At 60.9% G+C, this 16977-nt stretch carries 13 protein-coding genes; 9 read left to right on the forward strand and 4 right to left on the reverse strand.

The annotated features are described in order from the left end of the window. Positions 1–32: 32 nt before the first annotated feature. Positions 33–911 carry a LysR family transcriptional regulator gene (locus JQ848_RS11235; RefSeq protein WP_003445252.1) on the reverse strand — a complete coding sequence of 293 codons (879 nt, stop codon included), beginning with the start codon at positions 909–911 and terminating at the stop codon, positions 33–35. A gap of 131 nt (positions 912–1042) precedes the next feature. On the opposite strand from JQ848_RS11235, the gene JQ848_RS11240 reads away from it, so the two are divergent. The 9 genes from JQ848_RS11240 (at position 1043) to JQ848_RS11280 (ending at position 12807) form a co-directional block, all read left to right on the forward strand. Then, positions 1043–1909 (forward strand): alpha/beta hydrolase family protein, encoded by an 867-nt coding sequence (locus tag JQ848_RS11240; RefSeq protein WP_202210692.1) that lies wholly within the window; start codon positions 1043–1045, stop codon positions 1907–1909. A gap of 126 nt (positions 1910–2035) precedes the next feature. Continuing rightward, positions 2036–3604, forward strand: a complete 1569-nt coding sequence (locus tag JQ848_RS11245; RefSeq protein WP_003445254.1) for an ABC transporter substrate-binding protein — start codon at positions 2036–2038, stop codon at positions 3602–3604. Between the two features lie 11 nt (positions 3605–3615). Then, positions 3616–4557, forward strand: coding sequence for an ABC transporter permease (locus JQ848_RS11250; protein ID WP_003445255.1), 942 nt, complete (start codon positions 3616–3618; stop codon positions 4555–4557). Continuing rightward, positions 4554–5423 (forward strand): ABC transporter permease, encoded by an 870-nt coding sequence (locus tag JQ848_RS11255; protein WP_003445257.1) that lies wholly within the window; start codon positions 4554–4556, stop codon positions 5421–5423. Before JQ848_RS11250 ends, JQ848_RS11255 begins: the two co-directional genes overlap by 4 nt. A 2-nt stretch (positions 5424–5425) precedes the next feature. Beyond that, positions 5426–7057: an ABC transporter ATP-binding protein gene (locus JQ848_RS11260; protein ID WP_202210693.1), complete on the forward strand. Its 1632-nt coding sequence runs from the start codon at positions 5426–5428 to the stop codon at positions 7055–7057. A gap of 130 nt (positions 7058–7187) precedes the next feature. Further along, positions 7188–8468 (forward strand): OprD family porin, encoded by a 1281-nt coding sequence (locus tag JQ848_RS11265; RefSeq protein WP_010656587.1) that lies wholly within the window; start codon positions 7188–7190, stop codon positions 8466–8468. 66 nt (positions 8469–8534) lie between these two features. After that, entirely contained in the window at positions 8535–10052 is a 1518-nt protein-coding gene (locus JQ848_RS11270) for a serine hydrolase domain-containing protein (protein ID WP_160627539.1), read from the forward strand. Beyond that, positions 10049–11374 (forward strand): omega-aminotransferase AptA, encoded by a 1326-nt coding sequence (aptA, locus tag JQ848_RS11275; protein WP_010656585.1) that lies wholly within the window; start codon positions 10049–10051, stop codon positions 11372–11374. The genes JQ848_RS11270 and aptA overlap by 4 nt, the downstream gene beginning before the upstream one ends. Before the next feature lie 14 nt (positions 11375–11388). Then, positions 11389–12807 (forward strand): aldehyde dehydrogenase family protein, encoded by a 1419-nt coding sequence (locus JQ848_RS11280; RefSeq protein WP_202210694.1) that lies wholly within the window; start codon positions 11389–11391, stop codon positions 12805–12807. A gap of 12 nt (positions 12808–12819) precedes the next feature. Here the strand turns inward: JQ848_RS11280 and JQ848_RS11285 are convergent, their stop codons facing one another. The 3 genes from JQ848_RS11285 to JQ848_RS11295 all read right to left on the reverse strand — a co-directional run bounded on the left by JQ848_RS11285 (position 12820) and on the right by JQ848_RS11295 (position 16753). Continuing rightward, positions 12820–14004 carry an MFS transporter gene (locus JQ848_RS11285; protein ID WP_202210695.1) on the reverse strand — a complete coding sequence of 395 codons (1185 nt, stop codon included), beginning with the start codon at positions 14002–14004 and terminating at the stop codon, positions 12820–12822. A 456-nt stretch (positions 14005–14460) separates the two neighbouring features. Next, positions 14461–15399: a LysR family transcriptional regulator gene (locus JQ848_RS11290; RefSeq protein ID WP_202210696.1), complete on the reverse strand. Its 939-nt coding sequence runs from the start codon at positions 15397–15399 to the stop codon at positions 14461–14463. Between the two features lie 439 nt (positions 15400–15838). Continuing rightward, the gene (locus tag JQ848_RS11295; RefSeq protein WP_003445313.1) at positions 15839–16753 is read right to left on the reverse strand and encodes a LysR family transcriptional regulator; all 915 of its coding nucleotides are present in this window, start codon (positions 16751–16753) and stop codon (positions 15839–15841) included. Positions 16754–16977: the final 224 nt, after the last annotated feature.

Genomic DNA, 16977 nt, shown 5'->3' on the forward strand with positions numbered 1-16977 from the left:
CGCCTGACGCTACCGGCAAAGCTGCAAAAAGCTCACTTCGCCACCGCCTGCATCAGCAACTTGCGAATCTCCCCGGTAATCGCACTTTTGGTGCCTTGCTCCAATATCCCCACCCGGCGTACCGCCAGGTCCCCCGGCAACGGCAGCACCCGCAGGCAAGGGTCTTTGTCCCAGTCAAAGTTCTTCAGCAACGGCACGATTGCCACACCGACTTGCTGGCGAACCAGGTCAGCGATGCCAATGATCGAGTTGAGTTCCAGAATCTCCAACGGCTCGATGGATTCGCTCTTGATGATCGACTGCACTTTGCGGCCCACTGCCGTGGACCTGTCGTAGCGAATAAACGGCTGGGTTCTGAGCAGTTCCACGGCGTCGTTGATGCCGGCGGTTTGTGTAGCGTTGGCAAGCATGACGATGGGTTCGTTGTAGAGCAGGGTCCAGCTCAAGCCATCGAAATTCTGCCGCGCGGTTTCGATCAGCAAGGCGGCGTCGAGCTTGGCGGCATGCACCAGGTTGACCACTTCATCGGAGCGGGCGGTCATCAGGTTGACCGATATCCGCGGGTGCAGCTTTTTCAGTTGCACCAGGCAATTGGCGAGCAGGCCCATACCGGAGGTAATGCCGCCAATGGACACTTCGCCCTCCATGGCCAGACCGTCAGGGGCTTCGGCGATCATCTGCTCGTAGTCCTCCAGCAAGCGCTTGGCTTTGGGCAGCAGCAACACGCCATCGCGGCTCAACTTGATCTGTCGCTGGCTGCGGTCGAACAACGGCCGGCGCATCTCTTCTTCGAGGGCACGCATTTGCTGGCCAACGGCGGCGTTGGTGAGGGCCACGCGGTCGGCGGCGGCAGCGAAGCTGCCGTACTCGGCGACGGCGATAAACGTCTTGAAAAAACGCATGTTGCTCATGGGCAGACCTGTAGCGAGGGCAGGGGGTTGATAGTAAAGATAATGTTTACTATTGATAAAGTTAAATTAGTTTTTCTTTTTATAGCCGCCGAACAATACTCAAGTCCGAACTGATTCGGCGAACTTTCCCCATGAGCAATCCTGATAACAACACCCTCGACGCGGCCTTGCGCGCTGCCAAAAACGTCTATCACCTCGGTGCAACCACGGTTTACTCGCACCAGCAGGACAGCCGTTTTGCCTACACCCTGTATGTGCCCGAGGCCATCGAAGACCGCACCCGGCCGGTTGACCTGGTGGTCTCGCTGCACGGTTCTACCCGGGCGATGGAAATCTACCGCAATGGCTTCGCGGAATTTGGTCGCTGGAACGATTGCGTGATTCTGTCGCCGCTGTTCCCGGTCGGCGTGTTGGGTGACGACAATGGGGACGGTTACAAGCAGATGGTCGAAGGCGATATTCGCTACGACAAGGTCTTGCTCGACATGATCGCCAGCGTCGGCAAACGTTACGGTCGCCGCTTTGAGACCTTCGCCCTGTTCGGTTATTCCGGCGGCGGGCAATTCAGCCATCGCTTCTGCTATCTGCACCCCGAAAAACTCTGGGCGGCATCTATTGGCGCGCCGGGTTCTGTCACCTTGCTGGATGCCGACCAGGACTGGTGGGTCGGGGTGCGGGACTTCGCCGCGCGCTTCGGTAAACCGCTGAACCTGCAAGCCTTGCAGCAACTGCCGGTGCACATGGTGGTGGGCGATTCCGACCTTGAAACCTGGGAGATCACCCACCGCGAAGGCGGCAAACACTACATGGCCGGCGCCAACTCCGCCGGACGTACTCGTCCGGAACGCCTGGCGGCCTTGAAGCAAAGTTTTGAAGCCGCCGGGGTGCAGGTGCATTTCGACCTGCTACCCAATGTGGCCCACCAGGGCATCAAGGCCATGCCGGCTGCCCAGGATTTTTTCGCCAGGGTCTTGCGCCACAAGCGCAGCCTTGGCTGATACAACGCTGGTAGCTGCACTCAGAACAGACCGTATAACAATAATCAAGGATTCACTCATTCTGATGCCGGTCCTGCCTTGGCCCTCGCCACCGACCGGAATATTTCTTCAAGGAGTCTTTCTCCCGTGAACAGTTACGTAAAGACGGCGCTGGCCGTCGCAATGTCGGCGTGCACAGTGTCCATGGCCGTCGCGCAAGACAAGGTCATCAGTGTTGGCCTCAATGGTGATATCCGCAGCACCGACCCGGGCGTCAACCGCGACGACAATACCGACGCGGTGATGATGCATATCGTCGAAGGGCTGGTGGCGTATCGTGAAGACACCAGCATCGCGCCACTGCTTGCCAGTGCGGTGGACATATCGCCGGACGGCCTGCGCTACACCTTTACCCTGCGTGACGGGGTGCACTTTCAAAATGGCCAGTTGTTGACGGCCCGGGATGTGCAATGGACCTGGCAACGCTATCTGGACCCCAAGACCCAGTGGCGCTGCCTGGCGGAGTTCGATGGCCGCGGGGCGGCGAAAATTGTCGATGTGGCCACTCCCGACCCGAAAACCGTGGTGTTCCAACTGGACCAGGCCAACGGCTTGTTCCTAGCGGCAATGGCCCGCCCGGATTGCGCCGGCAGCGGCATTGTGCACCCGGACTCCCTGGCCGCAGATGGCAGTTGGCGCGCACCCATTGGCACCGGGCCGTTCAGTCTGGGCAAATGGCAGAAAGGCCAGTACGTCGAGCTGGATCGCTTCAAGGACTACAGCCCCCGTGCCGAGGCCGAGGCGGACGGTTACACCGGCAACAAGCAGGCGTTTGTCGACAAGGTGCGTTTCGAGGTGATCCCCGATTCGGCGTCGGCCAAGGCCGCGTTACTGTCGGGTGGCGTGGACCTGCTGCCGGATGTAACGGCAATGGACGCAGCACAGCTCAAGCAGGTCAAGAACCTGCAGATACAGGTCAGCCCGATCATGACCATCAGCGGCCTGCTGTTCCAGACCAATGACCCGCTGCTCAAGGACGTGCGTATTCGTCGAGCGGTGGCGCTGTCCCTGGATTACGCGCAGATGGTTGCGGCGTTGTCCGATGGTTTGTCGGTGGTCAACAACTCGGTAATCCCCACCGCCAGTCCCTATTACGACGCCACCGCCCACCAGGGTTACACCTACAACCTCGACGAGGCCCGGCGCCTGTTGAAAGAGGCGGGTTATGGCGGTGAAAAAATCCGCATGCTGGTCAATAAACGCTACCCGCAGATGTTCGACATGGGCTTGCTCAGCCAGGCCATGGCCCAGGCGGCGGGGCTGAATATCGAGATGGAGACGCTGGAGTGGGGCACGCAACTGGAGCGCTACCAGACCGGCAGCTACCAGATGATGTCGTTTTCATATTCCGGGCGCTTTGATGCTGCGCAAAGCTATGAGTCTGTCATCGGCGACAAGCAAAAGGAGCCGCGCAAAGTGTGGGACAACCCCCAGGCCCTGGCGATATTGCGCGACGCCCAGCGTGAGGTCGACCCCGCCAAACGCCAGCCACTGTTCGACAAGCTGCACAGCATGATGCTCACGGATGTGCCGCTGGTGGTCATCTACAACGGTACAGCCATCGGCGCCATGGGCAAGCGCGTTGAAGGTTACCGCTCCTGGCCCGTTGCCAAGCCGCGCCTGTGGGGCGTGAAGCTGGCCGACACTTCCAAGTAAGGCGTAGAGCTATGTTTCGATTCATATTGCACAGGCTCGGCATGGCAGTGCCGACCCTGTTGCTGATCTCGGTGATTGTATTTGCCTTGATCCGCCTGATTCCCGGCGACCCGGCATTGCTGATGCTCGGCGACATGGCCGACCCGCAAAGCCTGGCCGACATGCGCAGCAGCCTGGGTCTGGATCACTCGGTGGTGAGCCAGTACCTGATCTGGATCAAGTCGGTGCTCAGTGGTGATCTCGGGGTGTCCATCAGCAGCCGCCAGCCAGTGCTGGAGTTGCTGGTCGAGCGTTTCAGTGTCAGCGCCACGGTGGTGCTGGTTTCGGTGTTACTGGCAACCTTGCTCGCGGTGCCGGTGGGCTTGCTCGCGGCCTGGAAGCAAAACAGCGTGATGGACCTGGGCCTGGTGGCAACTGCGACCCTGCTGCTGTCGGTGCCCAGTTTCTGGCTGGGATTGCTGCTGCTGTATGTCTTCGGCATTCAGTTGGGCTGGCTGCCGGTGATCGGTTACGTCGGCTTCGCCAGCGACCCGCTGAAGGCTGTGACCTATGTGGTGCTGCCGATCATCACCCTGACCCTGGTGGAGTTCGGTGCCATTGCGCGGATGGCACGGGCCAGCACCATTGAAGTGCTACGCCTGGAGTATATCGCCCATGCCCGGGCCAAGGGCTTGTCCGAGAGTGCGGTGTTGTGGAGGCACGCCTTGCGTAATGCCTTTGCGCCGACCTGGACGCTGATCGGTCTGATTCTCGGCAATCTGCTGGGCGGCATTGCGGTACTGGAGACGGTGTTCACCTTGCCGGGGATCGGCCGGCTGATGGTGGATGCGATCTTCTCCCGCGACTATCCGGTGCTGCAGGGCTGCCTGCTGCTGATCACTTGCATCTACGTGTTGGTCAACCTGTTGGTGGATCTGCTGTATCCGTTGTTCGATCCAAGGGTGAAGCTATGAACCTCAAGACTCTTTCCTTGCCGGCAGAACCGGCTTGCCAGCCCCGGCGGCCCTGGCGTTACCCGCCGCTGAATGCATTGATCGGCGGCACCTTGCTCGCGGCATTGGTGGCACTGGCTCTGCTGGGTGTGGTGTGGACCCCGTACGACCCGCTGAAACTGGATCTGTTGTCGCGCCTGCAGCCGCCGAGCGCAGCGCATTGGCTGGGCACCGACGAATTCGGCCGTGATGTGTTCAGCCGCTTGATCATTGGTGCGCGTACCAGCCTGTGGATCAGCCTGCTTTCGGTAGCTGTAGCGGTTATCTGCGGCACGCTGATCGGCATGCTCGCCGGTTACCTGCGGGGCTGGACAGACCGCGTGCTGATGATGCTCAACGATGCGTTGCTGGCATTTCCCGGCATTCTCATGGCCCTGGGCATCATGGCGATCGTCGGTGCCAGCCAGTACGGCATCGTGCTTGCCTTGGGCATCGCCTACACCCCCTCAGTGGTGCGCGTGGTGCGTGGCAGCGTGCTGTCGTTACGTGAACTGGAATTTATCGAGGCCTCGCGGGTGATCGGCAACTCGGAGCTGTACACCATGTTCCGGCACATCACCCCCAATTGTCTGGCGCCATTGTGTGTGCTGGCCACCAGCATGTTCGGCTGGGCCTTGCTCTCGGAGAGTGCGCTGAGCTTCCTTGGCCTCGGGGTGCCACCACCCGCTGCCACCTGGGGCAGCATGCTGTCGGCAAGCCGCACCTATATTTCCAGTGCGCCATGGCTGGGGATCTTCCCGGGCATCTTTATCAGCCTGACCTTGTTGGCTATCAATCTGTTCGGCGATGCCTTGCGTGATCGTCTCGACCCGCGCATGAGGACATGAGCATGAGCGCTCCAGTTACGTTACTGGCTGTTGAAAATCTACAGATTCGGGTCGGTGCAGACGGTCCGCTGGCCGTCGATGACTTCAGCTTCAACATGGCTCCCGGCGAGATCGTTGCGCTGGTGGGCGAGTCGGGCAGCGGCAAGACCATGGCCGCCCGCGCGGTCATTGGCTTGCTGCCGACGCCGATGCAGGTGTGCGGCGGGCGCATCACCTTTCAGGGCGAAGCGCTCAATACCGCTGATCCCAAGGGCATGCGCCAGGTACGGGGGGCACGGATCGGCATGGTATTCCAGGAACCCATGGTGTCGCTCAACCCGGCTCTGACCATAGGCCGGCAGATGAGTGAGGCGCTCAAGTTGCACACCACCCTGGACGCAGCCGCGATCCGCGAGCGCTGTATCGCGATGCTGCAACGTATCGGCATCAAGGACGCCGAGAAATGCCTGGCGTCCTACCCGCACCAGTTTTCCGGCGGCATGCGCCAACGCATCATGCTCGCGTCGGTGATGTTGTTGCGCCCGGCACTGCTGATCGCCGACGAGCCCACCACCGCGCTGGATTGCCTGGCACAGCTGGACGTGATCGAGCTGATGCTGGAACTGACCCGCGAGCAAGGCACCGCGATTCTGTTTATCAGCCACGACCTGTCCCTGGTGGCACGTTATGCCCACAAGGTGGTGGTGATGCGCTCGGGCAAAGCCGTGGAGCAGGGCCGTATCGAAGACATCCTGTTTGCGCCCCGGGCCGACTACACCCGCCAGTTACTGGAGGCGTTGCCGCGCCGTGGCAAGCTGGTACCACTACCGGCCTCAGACAGCGCGCTGTTGCAGGTTCGCGATGTGTGTATCGAACATCCCGGCCCCCGCAGTTTCTGGGGCCGTAGCGTGCCAAAGCGCGTGGTGCATTCGGTGAACCTGAGCATCGCCCCGGGGGAGACCCTGGCGCTGGTCGGTGGCAGCGGTTCGGGCAAGACCACCCTGGGACGTGCGGTGGTCGGGCTGGTCACGCCCTGCGCCGGGGCGATCATGTTTCAAGGCGTGGATATCCTCAAGGCCGCCAACCGCGCGCATCGTCTGCAATGCCAGATGATTTTCCAGGACCCGTATTCATCCCTTGACCCGCGCATGACCGTCGGCCAGATCATCGCCGAGCCGCTGCGCCATGAGCCGGGGCTGAACTCTGCGCAAAAACGTCAGCGGGTCACCGATACCCTGGTGGACGTGGGCTTGCCCGAGCAGTTCCGTGAGCGCTTTGCCCATCAACTCTCCGGTGGGCAACGTCAGCGCGTGGCGATTGGCCGGGCGCTGGTCAGGCGGCCAAAACTGGTCATTGCCGATGAGCCGATTTCGGCGCTGGACATGACCATCCAGAAGCAGATCCTCGAACTGTTCGAGCGCTTGCAGCGCCAATATGGATTTGCCTGCCTGTTTATCTCCCACGACCTCTCGGCGGTGGAGCGCATCGCCCATCGCGTGGCGGTGATGAACCAGGGCGAGGTGGTTGAAATTGGCTCGCGGGACAGTATTTTCGACACCCCGCAACACCCCTATACCCGTCGGCTCCTCGCGGCGGCCAGCCCCCTGGAGAAACGTGCGGATGGCAGTTATCGCCTTCGCGCCAGTGTGATTTAGCGACTGCAGCACCCCAGGCCATGGCGTAGAACCCCAACCCTTCGCAAATCGATGATTTGCGAAGCGGGCGAAGCCATGGCCGAAGAAAACAAAAATAACCTTACTCAACCTGTCTGCCAGGAACCTACACATGAAGAACCGCATCAACCAAGTCGTTACCAGTGCCGGGGTCGTGGGCGCCAGTTTCATGCCCGTGTTTGCTCAGGCCGACTTCGTTTCCGACAGCAAAGCTGCACTTGAACTGAAGAACTATTACTTCAACCGCGACTACCGCGAATCCAGCGGGCAGAACAAGCGCGAGGAGTGGGCACAGGGATTTATCCTGAACCTTGAGTCGGGCTTCACCGAGGGCACCGTCGGTTTTGGTCTGGATGCAGTCGGCATGCTGGGCGTAAAGCTTGATTCCAGCCCGGACAATTCAGGCACAGGGCTGCTGGCGCGCTCGAGCGTGGCCGAGCCGGGCTCCCCCAGCTATGCCCGCCGCGCCCATGACAACTACTCCAAGCTCGGTATCACCGGCAAGGCGCGCCTGGCCCAAAGCGAGCTGCGGGTGGGCTACATGGTGCCCGACCTGCCGACCCTGCAGCCGAACCTCAGCCGTCTGTTCCCGCAGAGTTTCAGTGGTACGGCGCTGACCTCCAAAGACATCGACAACCTGACGTTGAGCGTGGGCCAGCTGGATCAGGTCAAGCAACGGGACTCGACTCACTACGAGGACATGGGGCTTACCAGCCAGTACGGCGCCTACAAAAGCAGCGCCAGGAGCGACGAGTTTCGCTACGCCGGCGGCGACTACAAGCTGACGCCGACCACCCTGGTCACCTACCAGTTTGCGCAACTGGAGAGCCTGTACCGACAGCATTACCTGGGTTTGAAAAACAGCTTCAAGTGGGGCCCCGGTACCTTCAAGACCGACATCCGTTACTTCAGTGCCAGTGAAGACGGCTCGGCGCTTGCCGGCAAAGTGGATAACCGTGCGTTGAGTACCCGGGTGGGCTACGGCCTCAATGGCCACAACCTCAGCGGCGGCTACCAGCAGCAGTACGGTGCGACACCCTTCACCTATGTTGACGGCAGCAACACCTACCTGTTCACCGAGTACCAACTGGCCAACTTCTCCCAGACCAACGAACGGGTGTGGCATGCCCGCTATGACTATGACTTTGCCGTACTGGGCGTACCGGGCCTGTTGTTCTCCACACGTTATGCCAAGGGCTTTGACGCCAAGGTCATCGGCTTCAACGGCGAAGGGCGCGAATGGGAGCGTGATTTAAGCCTGGGCTATGTGGTGCAGAGCGGCACCTTCAAGAACGTGTCGCTGCGTTGGCAGAACGCCAGCGCCACCAGCAACTTTGCCCGCGACACCAATGAGAATCGAGTGATCCTGGGTTACAGCCTGGCGCTCTGGTAGCGGTATCGGCGTGCGCCAGGGTGAGCCTGGCGCACGCCCAAGCAGTGGAATGAGGGGATAGATCAGATGACGAGTTTGCCGTTGCGGCGGGCATTGCCCGGCCAACAACGCGTGTCGGCGCGTGGCGTGAGTGATTTCATCGATGCGGTGAACGCTGCGGGCCTGGAGTTGCACAGTTTCATGCTGTATCGCGACGGCGCAGTGGTGGCCGAAGCGTTTTGGGCGCCTTACCGTGCAGACCGGCTGCACGTTCAACATTCGGCAACCAAGAGCTGGGTGTCCATGGCCATCGGGCTGTTGGTGGATGACGGCGTGCTGTCGCTGGACGCCAAAGTAGTGGATTTTTTTCCCGGCCAATGCCCGACCCCCATCAGCCAACACCTGGCGGCCATGACCGTGCGCGATTTGCTGACCATGCGCACCGGCCATCGTCAGGGGATTTCCGGCGGGGCCTGGCGCGGGCGCAGTGAAAGCTGGGTCAGATTGTTCCTCAATGAGCCGGTCGAAGACCCGCCAGGACAGCGCTTCATCTACAGCAGCGCGTCGAGTTTCATGCTCTCGGCCATTGTCAGTGTCGTTAGCGGCCAGACCGCCTTTGAACTGTGCAACGCACGTATCTTCGAGCCCATGGGCATGGGTCGTATCGAGTGGGATCTGGCGCCTGGCGGTTACAACACCGGCGGTAACGGCTTGAGTTGCAGTACCGAGGATTTGCTCAAGTTCGGTGTACTGCACTTGCAGCAAGGAAGCTGGGAAGGGCAGCAACTGCTGTCCCGCGAGTGGGTGGCCGAGGCCACGCGCGGGCATGTCGAGGATGTGTGGATGGGCGCCTTCGATGGCAAGCGCTACCTGGGCCGCGACGAGTCCGGCGCCGCCGGTATCACTCGTCGCGAGGGGTACGGCTATCAGTGGTGGATGACCCTGCACGGTGGCTATTACGCCTCCGGGGTATTTGGCCAGCAGTGCATTGTGTTGCCACAGCAGAACGCGGTGATTGCATTTACTGCCGGGCTGCCATTGGGCGAACGGCGTTTGCACAGCCTGCTCTGGGAGCATCTGTTGCCTGCGCTGGACGGGCCGGCCGACAGCGCGGCTGACCCGCAGCTGGCGGCACTCTTGGCCCGCCAGCAGCGGCCGTCTCTGTCCGGTGCATCGACTTCGTCGCGCCAGGCCGGGTTCAGCGGCACATTCGAGATGCAGGCCAATGAAGATCAGGTCAGCCAGGTGCGCCTGGTGTTCGGTGATGGCTACTGCGACTTCTACCTCACCGACCCCCGCGGCAGCCACTGCATCCGCGCCGGGTTTACCGACGCCATCGAAAGCCGGACCAGCATGACCGGCCACTATCTGCATCACCAATACCAGCCGGACATGACCCCGGTGGTGGCGCAAGCGGTCTGGACCGCAGACGGGGCGCTGAGCATGAGCTGGCAATTTGTCGAAACGGCATTTTGTGACCGCGTCACCTGCCGGCTTGAGCACGGCACCTTGTCTGTGGACCGCAGCGTCAATGTTAACGCAGGTCCGTTACAGCGCCCGACGCTGACTGGCCATCCCGCAACAGTATTTCAGGAGTCACCATGAACGATTTTTGCAAACAGCCAGAGACTGCCAGCGGCGCGTTCTGGGCGCCGTTTACCCCGATGCGCCAGTTCCAGCAACAACCGATGATGTTCACCAGCGCCGAGGGTATGTACTACACCACCAGCGATGGCCGCCGTGTGCTGGATGCAATGGCCGGGCTGTGGTGTGTGAATGCCGGGCATGGCCAGGCAAAAATTGTCGAAGCCATTCGCGAGGCCGCGGGGCGCCTGGACTTTGTCTCGTCATTCAAGATGAGTCACCCCCACGCCCTGGAGATGGCCGAGCGCCTGATCGAAATCAGCCCCGCAGGTATGGAGCACGTGTTCTTCACCAACTCGGGTTCCGAAGCCGTAGACACCGCGTTGAAGATCGCCCGTGGCTATCACCAGGCCCGGGGCGAAAGCCGCCGCACCAAGTTTATCGGGCGTGCCAAGGGCTACCACGGTATGGGTTTCGGTGGTCTTTCGGTGTCGGGTATCGGCCGCCAGAAGCGTGACTTTGGGCCTTTGCTGGGGGAGGTGTCACACCTACCGCTGCCCTACGACGCGGGCATGCGTTTCAGCGCGGGGCTCGCGCAACAGGGCGAGAGTTACGCTGATGCACTGACTCAGTTGCTGGATATCCAGGATCCGAGCACCGTGGCCGCTGTCATCGTCGAACCGGTAACAGGCTCGGGCGGCGTCTATCCACCGCCCCAGGGCTATTTGCAGCGCTTGCGCGAGATCTGCACCCGCCACGGTGTGCTGCTGATATTCGATGAAGTGATTACCGGCTTCGGCCGCGTAGGTGCCAGCTTTGCCGCCCAGGCTTTCGGCGTGACGCCGGACCTGATCACCACGGCCAAAGGTCTGACCAACGGCGCCGTACCTATGGGGGGCGTGCTGGTCAGCGGTGCGGTGTACGAAGCATTCATGGCCGGGCCGGCGAACGTCATCGAGCTGATGCACGGCTACACCTATTCGGCGCATCCGCTGGCGTGTGCGGCCGGGCTGGCGACCATCGAGGTGCACCGCGAATTGGGCATCAACGAGCACGTTAACGCGGTCAGCGGCCTCTGGCAGTCTGCTGCGCTGGCGCTGCAGGGCGTTGGCCCGGTACTGGATGTACGCGCCATCGGCTTGCTCTGCGCCGTCGAACTTGAGCCACGCCCCGGTGCCGCCGGCGCACGCGGCAGCGAGGTTGCGCAGTGGTGCTTTGAACAGGGCGTGCTGGTACGCGGCTCGGGCGACACCATCGTGATCTCGCCGCCGCTGGTGATCAGCCCGCAGGAGATTGCCCAGGTGTTTGACACCTTGGCGGGTGCTTTGAATCAGGTGGCCTGAGGGGCGTCGACAACATGTCCGATCTGTTTGAGTTCTATATTGACGGCGCCTGGGTCAAACCCCACGGCGAAAGCGTCGAAACGGTGGTGAACCCGTCCACCGAACAGGTGATCGCGCGCATCATCCTGGGTAACGGGCAGGATGTGGACCGTGCAGTCCGCGCGGCCCGCCAGGCGTTTCCTGGATTCGCCGGCAGTTCCCTTGAAGCGCGCATGGAACTGCTGCACAGCATCATCGAAGCCTACAAGCGCCACAGCGAGGCTTTAATCGAAGCGGTGCACCTGGAGATGGGCGCGCCGCTGTCCCTGGCGCGCAATGCCCATGTGCCGGCGGGCCTGGGCCATCTGGTGCAGGCGCTGGAGGTGTTGCGCGGATACCGTTTCGAACGTCGCCTGGGCACTTCACTGGTGGTGCGAGAGCCAATCGGCGTGTGTGCACTGATCACGCCCTGGAACTGGCCGCTCAACCAGCTCACCTGCAAGCTCGCGCCTGCTCTGGCGGTGGGCTGCACCCTGGTACTCAAACCGAGTGAGCGCGCGCCGTTGTCGGCGCATATCCTCGCTCAGGTACTGCATGAGGCTGGCGTGCCCAAAGGCGTATTCAACCTGGTCCACGGCGACGGCCCTGGGGTGGGAGCCGCACTGGCCCGCCATGTTGACGTGGATATGGTGTCCTTTACCGGCTCGACCCGCGCCGGTATCGCTGTGGCCAAAATGGCCGCCGATACGGTCAAACGTGTGTCCCAGGAGCTGGGCGGCAAATCCGCGAATATCCTGCTCGACGATGCCGACCTGCCGAGTGCGGTGCGCCACGGCGTGCTGGGCTGTATCCGCAACAGCGGCCAGTCGTGCAATGCACCGACGCGCTTGCTGGTGCCTCGTGTGCAGCAACAGGCGGTGATTGATATCGCCCGGCAAGTGCTGGCGCAGGTGTGCTTTGACGACAGTAACCCGGCCACGGCCATAGGCCCGGTGGCCAACGTCATGCAGTTTGAGCGGGTACAGGCCATGATTGCGCAGGCCATTGGCGAGGGGTCGCGGTTAATTGCCGGGGGGGCGGGGCGACCGCCAGGGATTGAGCGCGGCTACTATGTGCAGCCGACGATATTTGCCGACGTCACCCCGGACATGCTGGTGGCCCGTGAAGAAATCTTCGGCCCGGTGCTGGCGATCATGCCGTACGACAGCGAAGCCGAGGCCATCGCCATCGCAAACGACAGCCCCTATGGATTGTCGGGTTACGTCACTTCGGCAAGCCTGGAGCGCAGTCGCAAGGTTGCCCGCCAACTGCGCACCGGCATGGTCCACCTCAACGGTGCACGGGCCGACCAGGCCGCGCCTTTTGGTGGCTACAAACAGTCGGGTAACGGCCGTGAGTGGGGTGAGTCGGGGTTTGACGAATACCTGGAGAGCAAGTCGCTGTTCGGGTATTAGCTGCAGGTCAGGTCAGACCGCGTGTCCATCGGCAGTTGGAGGCCTGCTTTTCATTTGCAGGGCAAGTGCGCCGATGGCCACACCTGCTGCAGCGGCGCCCGCAATGGGGATATAGGCGAGCCCGAAATGGGTAATCACCCAGCCTGCACCTATGCCTCCCAACGCCGTTCCGAGGTTGAAGGACGCAATATTAAGCCCTGAAGCCACTGCACTGGACTGCGGAGTGTAGTGGTGTGCCAGGCGCAGCATGCGCAGGGTCGACATGGTCACTATGGCAAAGAACACCACTCCCAATAGCCCCACCAGCGTTAACGTGGCGATCATCGAATCGCCCCAGAGGTACAACCCCGACAGATTAAGCATCAATGCCGTCAACCCGCCGAGCAAACATCGATCGGCGTCGAAGGTATCCACGAGATAGCCCCCCAGCAAATTGCCGAGAATGGAGCAGATACCGAACACCAGCATCGCCAGGCTCAGAACCTGCGGCGGGACACGGGTGATGTCCAGCAGGAACGGCGATACGAAGGTAAAGAATGAAAAAGTCGCCACGCTCACCAGCATCGCGATCGTGGCAGCCCCCAACAGTTCAGGGTGCAACAGGGCCGCGAGGCTTTGTTTCAGGTCTGTGGTGCGGGGACTTGCGCAACGGGGTTGCTGGCGCATCAGCAGCACCAGGCCCAGGGTGCTGATCAGGCCCAGGCCGCCGATGGCCAGGAACACCATGCGCCATGACCAGTAGCTGCCGAAGAAGGTGCCCAGAGGCACGCCAAAGGCGATTGAAAGGGTCAGGCCCATCCATACCAGTGATAGCGCTCGCCCTGCGCGCACCGGGTCGACCAGTTTGACCGCCGCGTTGGAGGCCACGGCCATGAATACCCCATGCGCGAGGCCGATGATGAAACGCACGCCATGCAAGGTCAGTACATCGGGCGCCAGACTGATGGCCACGCTGCCGGCGGCAAGCACGCCGAGGGTCAGCAACAAGACGGTTTTGTCGCGCCAGTTGGCCAACAGGGCCGTGATGATCGGTGCGCCGATGGCGGCGCCCAAGGCATAGGCGGCGATGGCAGAGCCAACTTGGGAGATGGACTCATGCAAGTCCATCGAGATCGCCGACACCAGGCCGGCAACAACGAATTCGGACAGGCCGAAGGTAAAAGTACAGAGCGAAAAAATGTAGATGACGGCTGGCATAAAAACTCGGTTGTGGGGGAGGGGCGCAACCCGTTGTTGCAAAAGTGGGGGGGATAGTGCGGCGCCAAGAGTGAGATGAGAAATACTTTAAAAGTCTCTGTTTAATACTATTGGCGGGGCTTGGTTGCTTTTTGATGGCGCGAGTATTGATCCGCGGTGAATGGCTGGTTTAGTTGTGATGTTCGGCGGGTTGGCGTATCACGGGGCGGCACGATCCTGAATAACAGGTCGATTACTCAAGTATCGGTTTTTCTCGCTGACAGCTGCAGGCGCTTGCCAATAGACGTGAAAGTAATTTGCTTTATCGGTCGGCTCGCCAATGTTCGCTGGAGCTTTTTAACGGGGGGCAAGTGAATCTCGGTTCATAACCATTATCTGCACCGTTGATGACGGCCGGGCCGCCAGGTTATTGATCCCGCGCACTGGCGTCGCGAGCTTGAACAGCCTGCTGGCACTCTAACTGACCCGGGCGGCCAGCATCCCCTCGACCCGGGGACCGGCGTTGAAGTCGAGCATGGAAATGAAGCTGTCCATCAACGGTGATTGGTTGTCGGTGTTCCAGCTCATATACAGGCCGATGGCCGGGTTGGGGGAGGCGGTCACGGAGTTGATCCGGCGGAACAGGACCTTGTCGCGCATGATTGAGCCGGCAATCGACTCAGGCACCAGGGCAACCCCGAAACCGCAGGCCACCAAGCCGATCAAGGTCTGGATCTGCGCAGCCTCCTGCACCACCCTGGGGTAAAAACCGGCGGCTTCACACAAGGCGATCAACTGACTGTGATAGCCGATGCCCAGGGCTTGGGGGGTGAATACGAAGTCTTCCCCGGCGAAATCCCTCAAGTCGATCCGACCTTCCTTCGCCTTCGGGTGATCGGCGGGCAGCGCCATCACGATCTCTTCGTCCAGCAGCAGGCGTGACTCGACGTTTTGCGCCGAGATCGGCAACTTGCGCATGAAGGCAATATCCGCTTCTCCCGACACAATGGCCCTGGCCTGGCTGGAAGAAGGCATCTCCTTGATGATCAACTGGACTTTGGGGTAGGACTCGCGGAACTGGCGCAAGGTACTGAGCAGTGACTCGTAGTAGGCGATCGACAACGCAGTCACCGTGAGTTTGCCGGCAATGCCCTGGGACACCTGGCGGGCGTGCTCGATGCCCAGCTCCAGCTCCTTCAACGTGCTGTAGGCAGTGTTCAGGAATGCATCGCCAGCCGGGGTCAGCTTGACCCCGCGTTTATTGCGCGTGAACAGACTGAACCCCAGTTTGTCTTCCAGCCGGTTGATGGCCTGGCTCAACGGGGGCTGGGCCATATGCAGGCGAATGGCCGCCTTGTTGAAATTCAGCTCTTCAGCCACGGCGATGAATTGGCGTAGCAGGCGGGTTTCGATCATTTCTTCTGTTCCTTCATTGAACTGATCTGTGGGCTGGGTGCGGCAATGGTAGCGGTAAACAGGCGCTCGACTAAGGCATAAACATCGCCAAGTTGTAGGTTTGATCCAAAAACGTGCAAGCGCTGTCGAGCAGGCCTGAATGCCGTGGGCACGTTTGCGTATGGGCCTTGGGATAAATAATCGTCAGGGGATCATTTGGATTGAACATCAGCTTGATAGGCCGCATGTATCAACTTGCGTCGCCGTTAGTATTAAACAATGTGCATATACATTGTCAGGCTGAGGCAGCACTCAAGAGCAAACCGATATCTTGATTAACAACGCCGGTCGGGTCGGTTATCAAGCAATTGAAGAGGCCGACCCAACAACTGGAAGTGAATGGAGCTCCATGGTTGGTGGAAAGGCATAAATGATCAGATAACAGTCTGTCCGACGACACCTACAGACTCTCGGGGTCGCCAAAGAACATCTGAATTCGCGAGCGCAACCAGCGCTCCCCGGGGTCGTTGTCCTGGGCGCCGCGCCATGCCATGTGCAGTTCAAAGGCCGGGGTGTCCAGCGGCGGGTCTTCGGCGCGAACGCCGCCGGCGGCGGTCAGGGCTTCGGCGGTGTAATCCGGCACGGTGGCGATGATGTCGGTGCCGGCGAGCAGGGTACTCAGGCCGTTGAACTGCGGTACGGCCAGCACGACGTGGCGCTTGCGGCCCATTTTTTCCAGCTCGGTGTCCATAAAGCCGCTGAGGTCGCCGGCAAATGAAACCAGGGCATGGGGCCGGGCACAGAAGTCATCCAGGCTTAACGGGCCGGGCACTGTGTCGGCGCGCAACAGTTTGGGCTTGCTGCGGCGCAATACCTTGCGCTTGGCATTGGCCGGCAGGTCGCTGGTATAGCTGACACCCACGGAAATTTCACCGGAGGCCAGCAGCGGCGGCATCAGGATGTAGTTGACCCGGCGCACCACCAGCACGATCCCCGGCGCTTCTGCCCGCAAGCGCTTGAGCAGCATAGGCAGCAGCGCAAATTCCACATCATCTGACAGGCCAATCCGGAATACCGAGGTGCTGGTGGCCGGGTTGAACTCCGAGGCGCGGCTCACGGCCGTGGATATTGAATCCAGGGCCGGAGACAGCAGGGCAAAAATCTCGATCGCCCGGGCCGTAGGCTCCATGCTGCGCCCGGTGCGCACAAACAAAGGGTCGTCGAACAGGTTGCGCAGGCGTGAAAGTGCCGCACTGATTGCCGGTTGCCCCAGAAACAGTTTCTCGGCGGCGCGGGTCACACTGCGCTCATGCATCAGGGTTTCGAAGACGATCAGCAAATTCAGATCGACGCGACGCAAGTCGTTACGGTTCATCTGGCAGGCTTCACAGGCGGTTCAACGGTGAGGTAGGTAACGGATCTTACTGGCAAAACTCGTAAATCGACACACGGTAGATTGGCTTTCTGCGTTTTTACTGGCCGCAGTGCTGTTTGCCAGCGGACAAAATGCCTGCGGATCAATGTCAGGCATGTCGACTATTAATGCTGTCTGTTAGTCTTGCGCACAAAGCCCGGATAAAGTCCGTGGCATTAGCGATT

This window comes from Pseudomonas paraversuta (assembly GCF_904067025.1).
In the GTDB taxonomy this organism is placed as follows: Bacteria; Pseudomonadota; Gammaproteobacteria; order Pseudomonadales; family Pseudomonadaceae; genus Aquipseudomonas; species Aquipseudomonas paraversuta.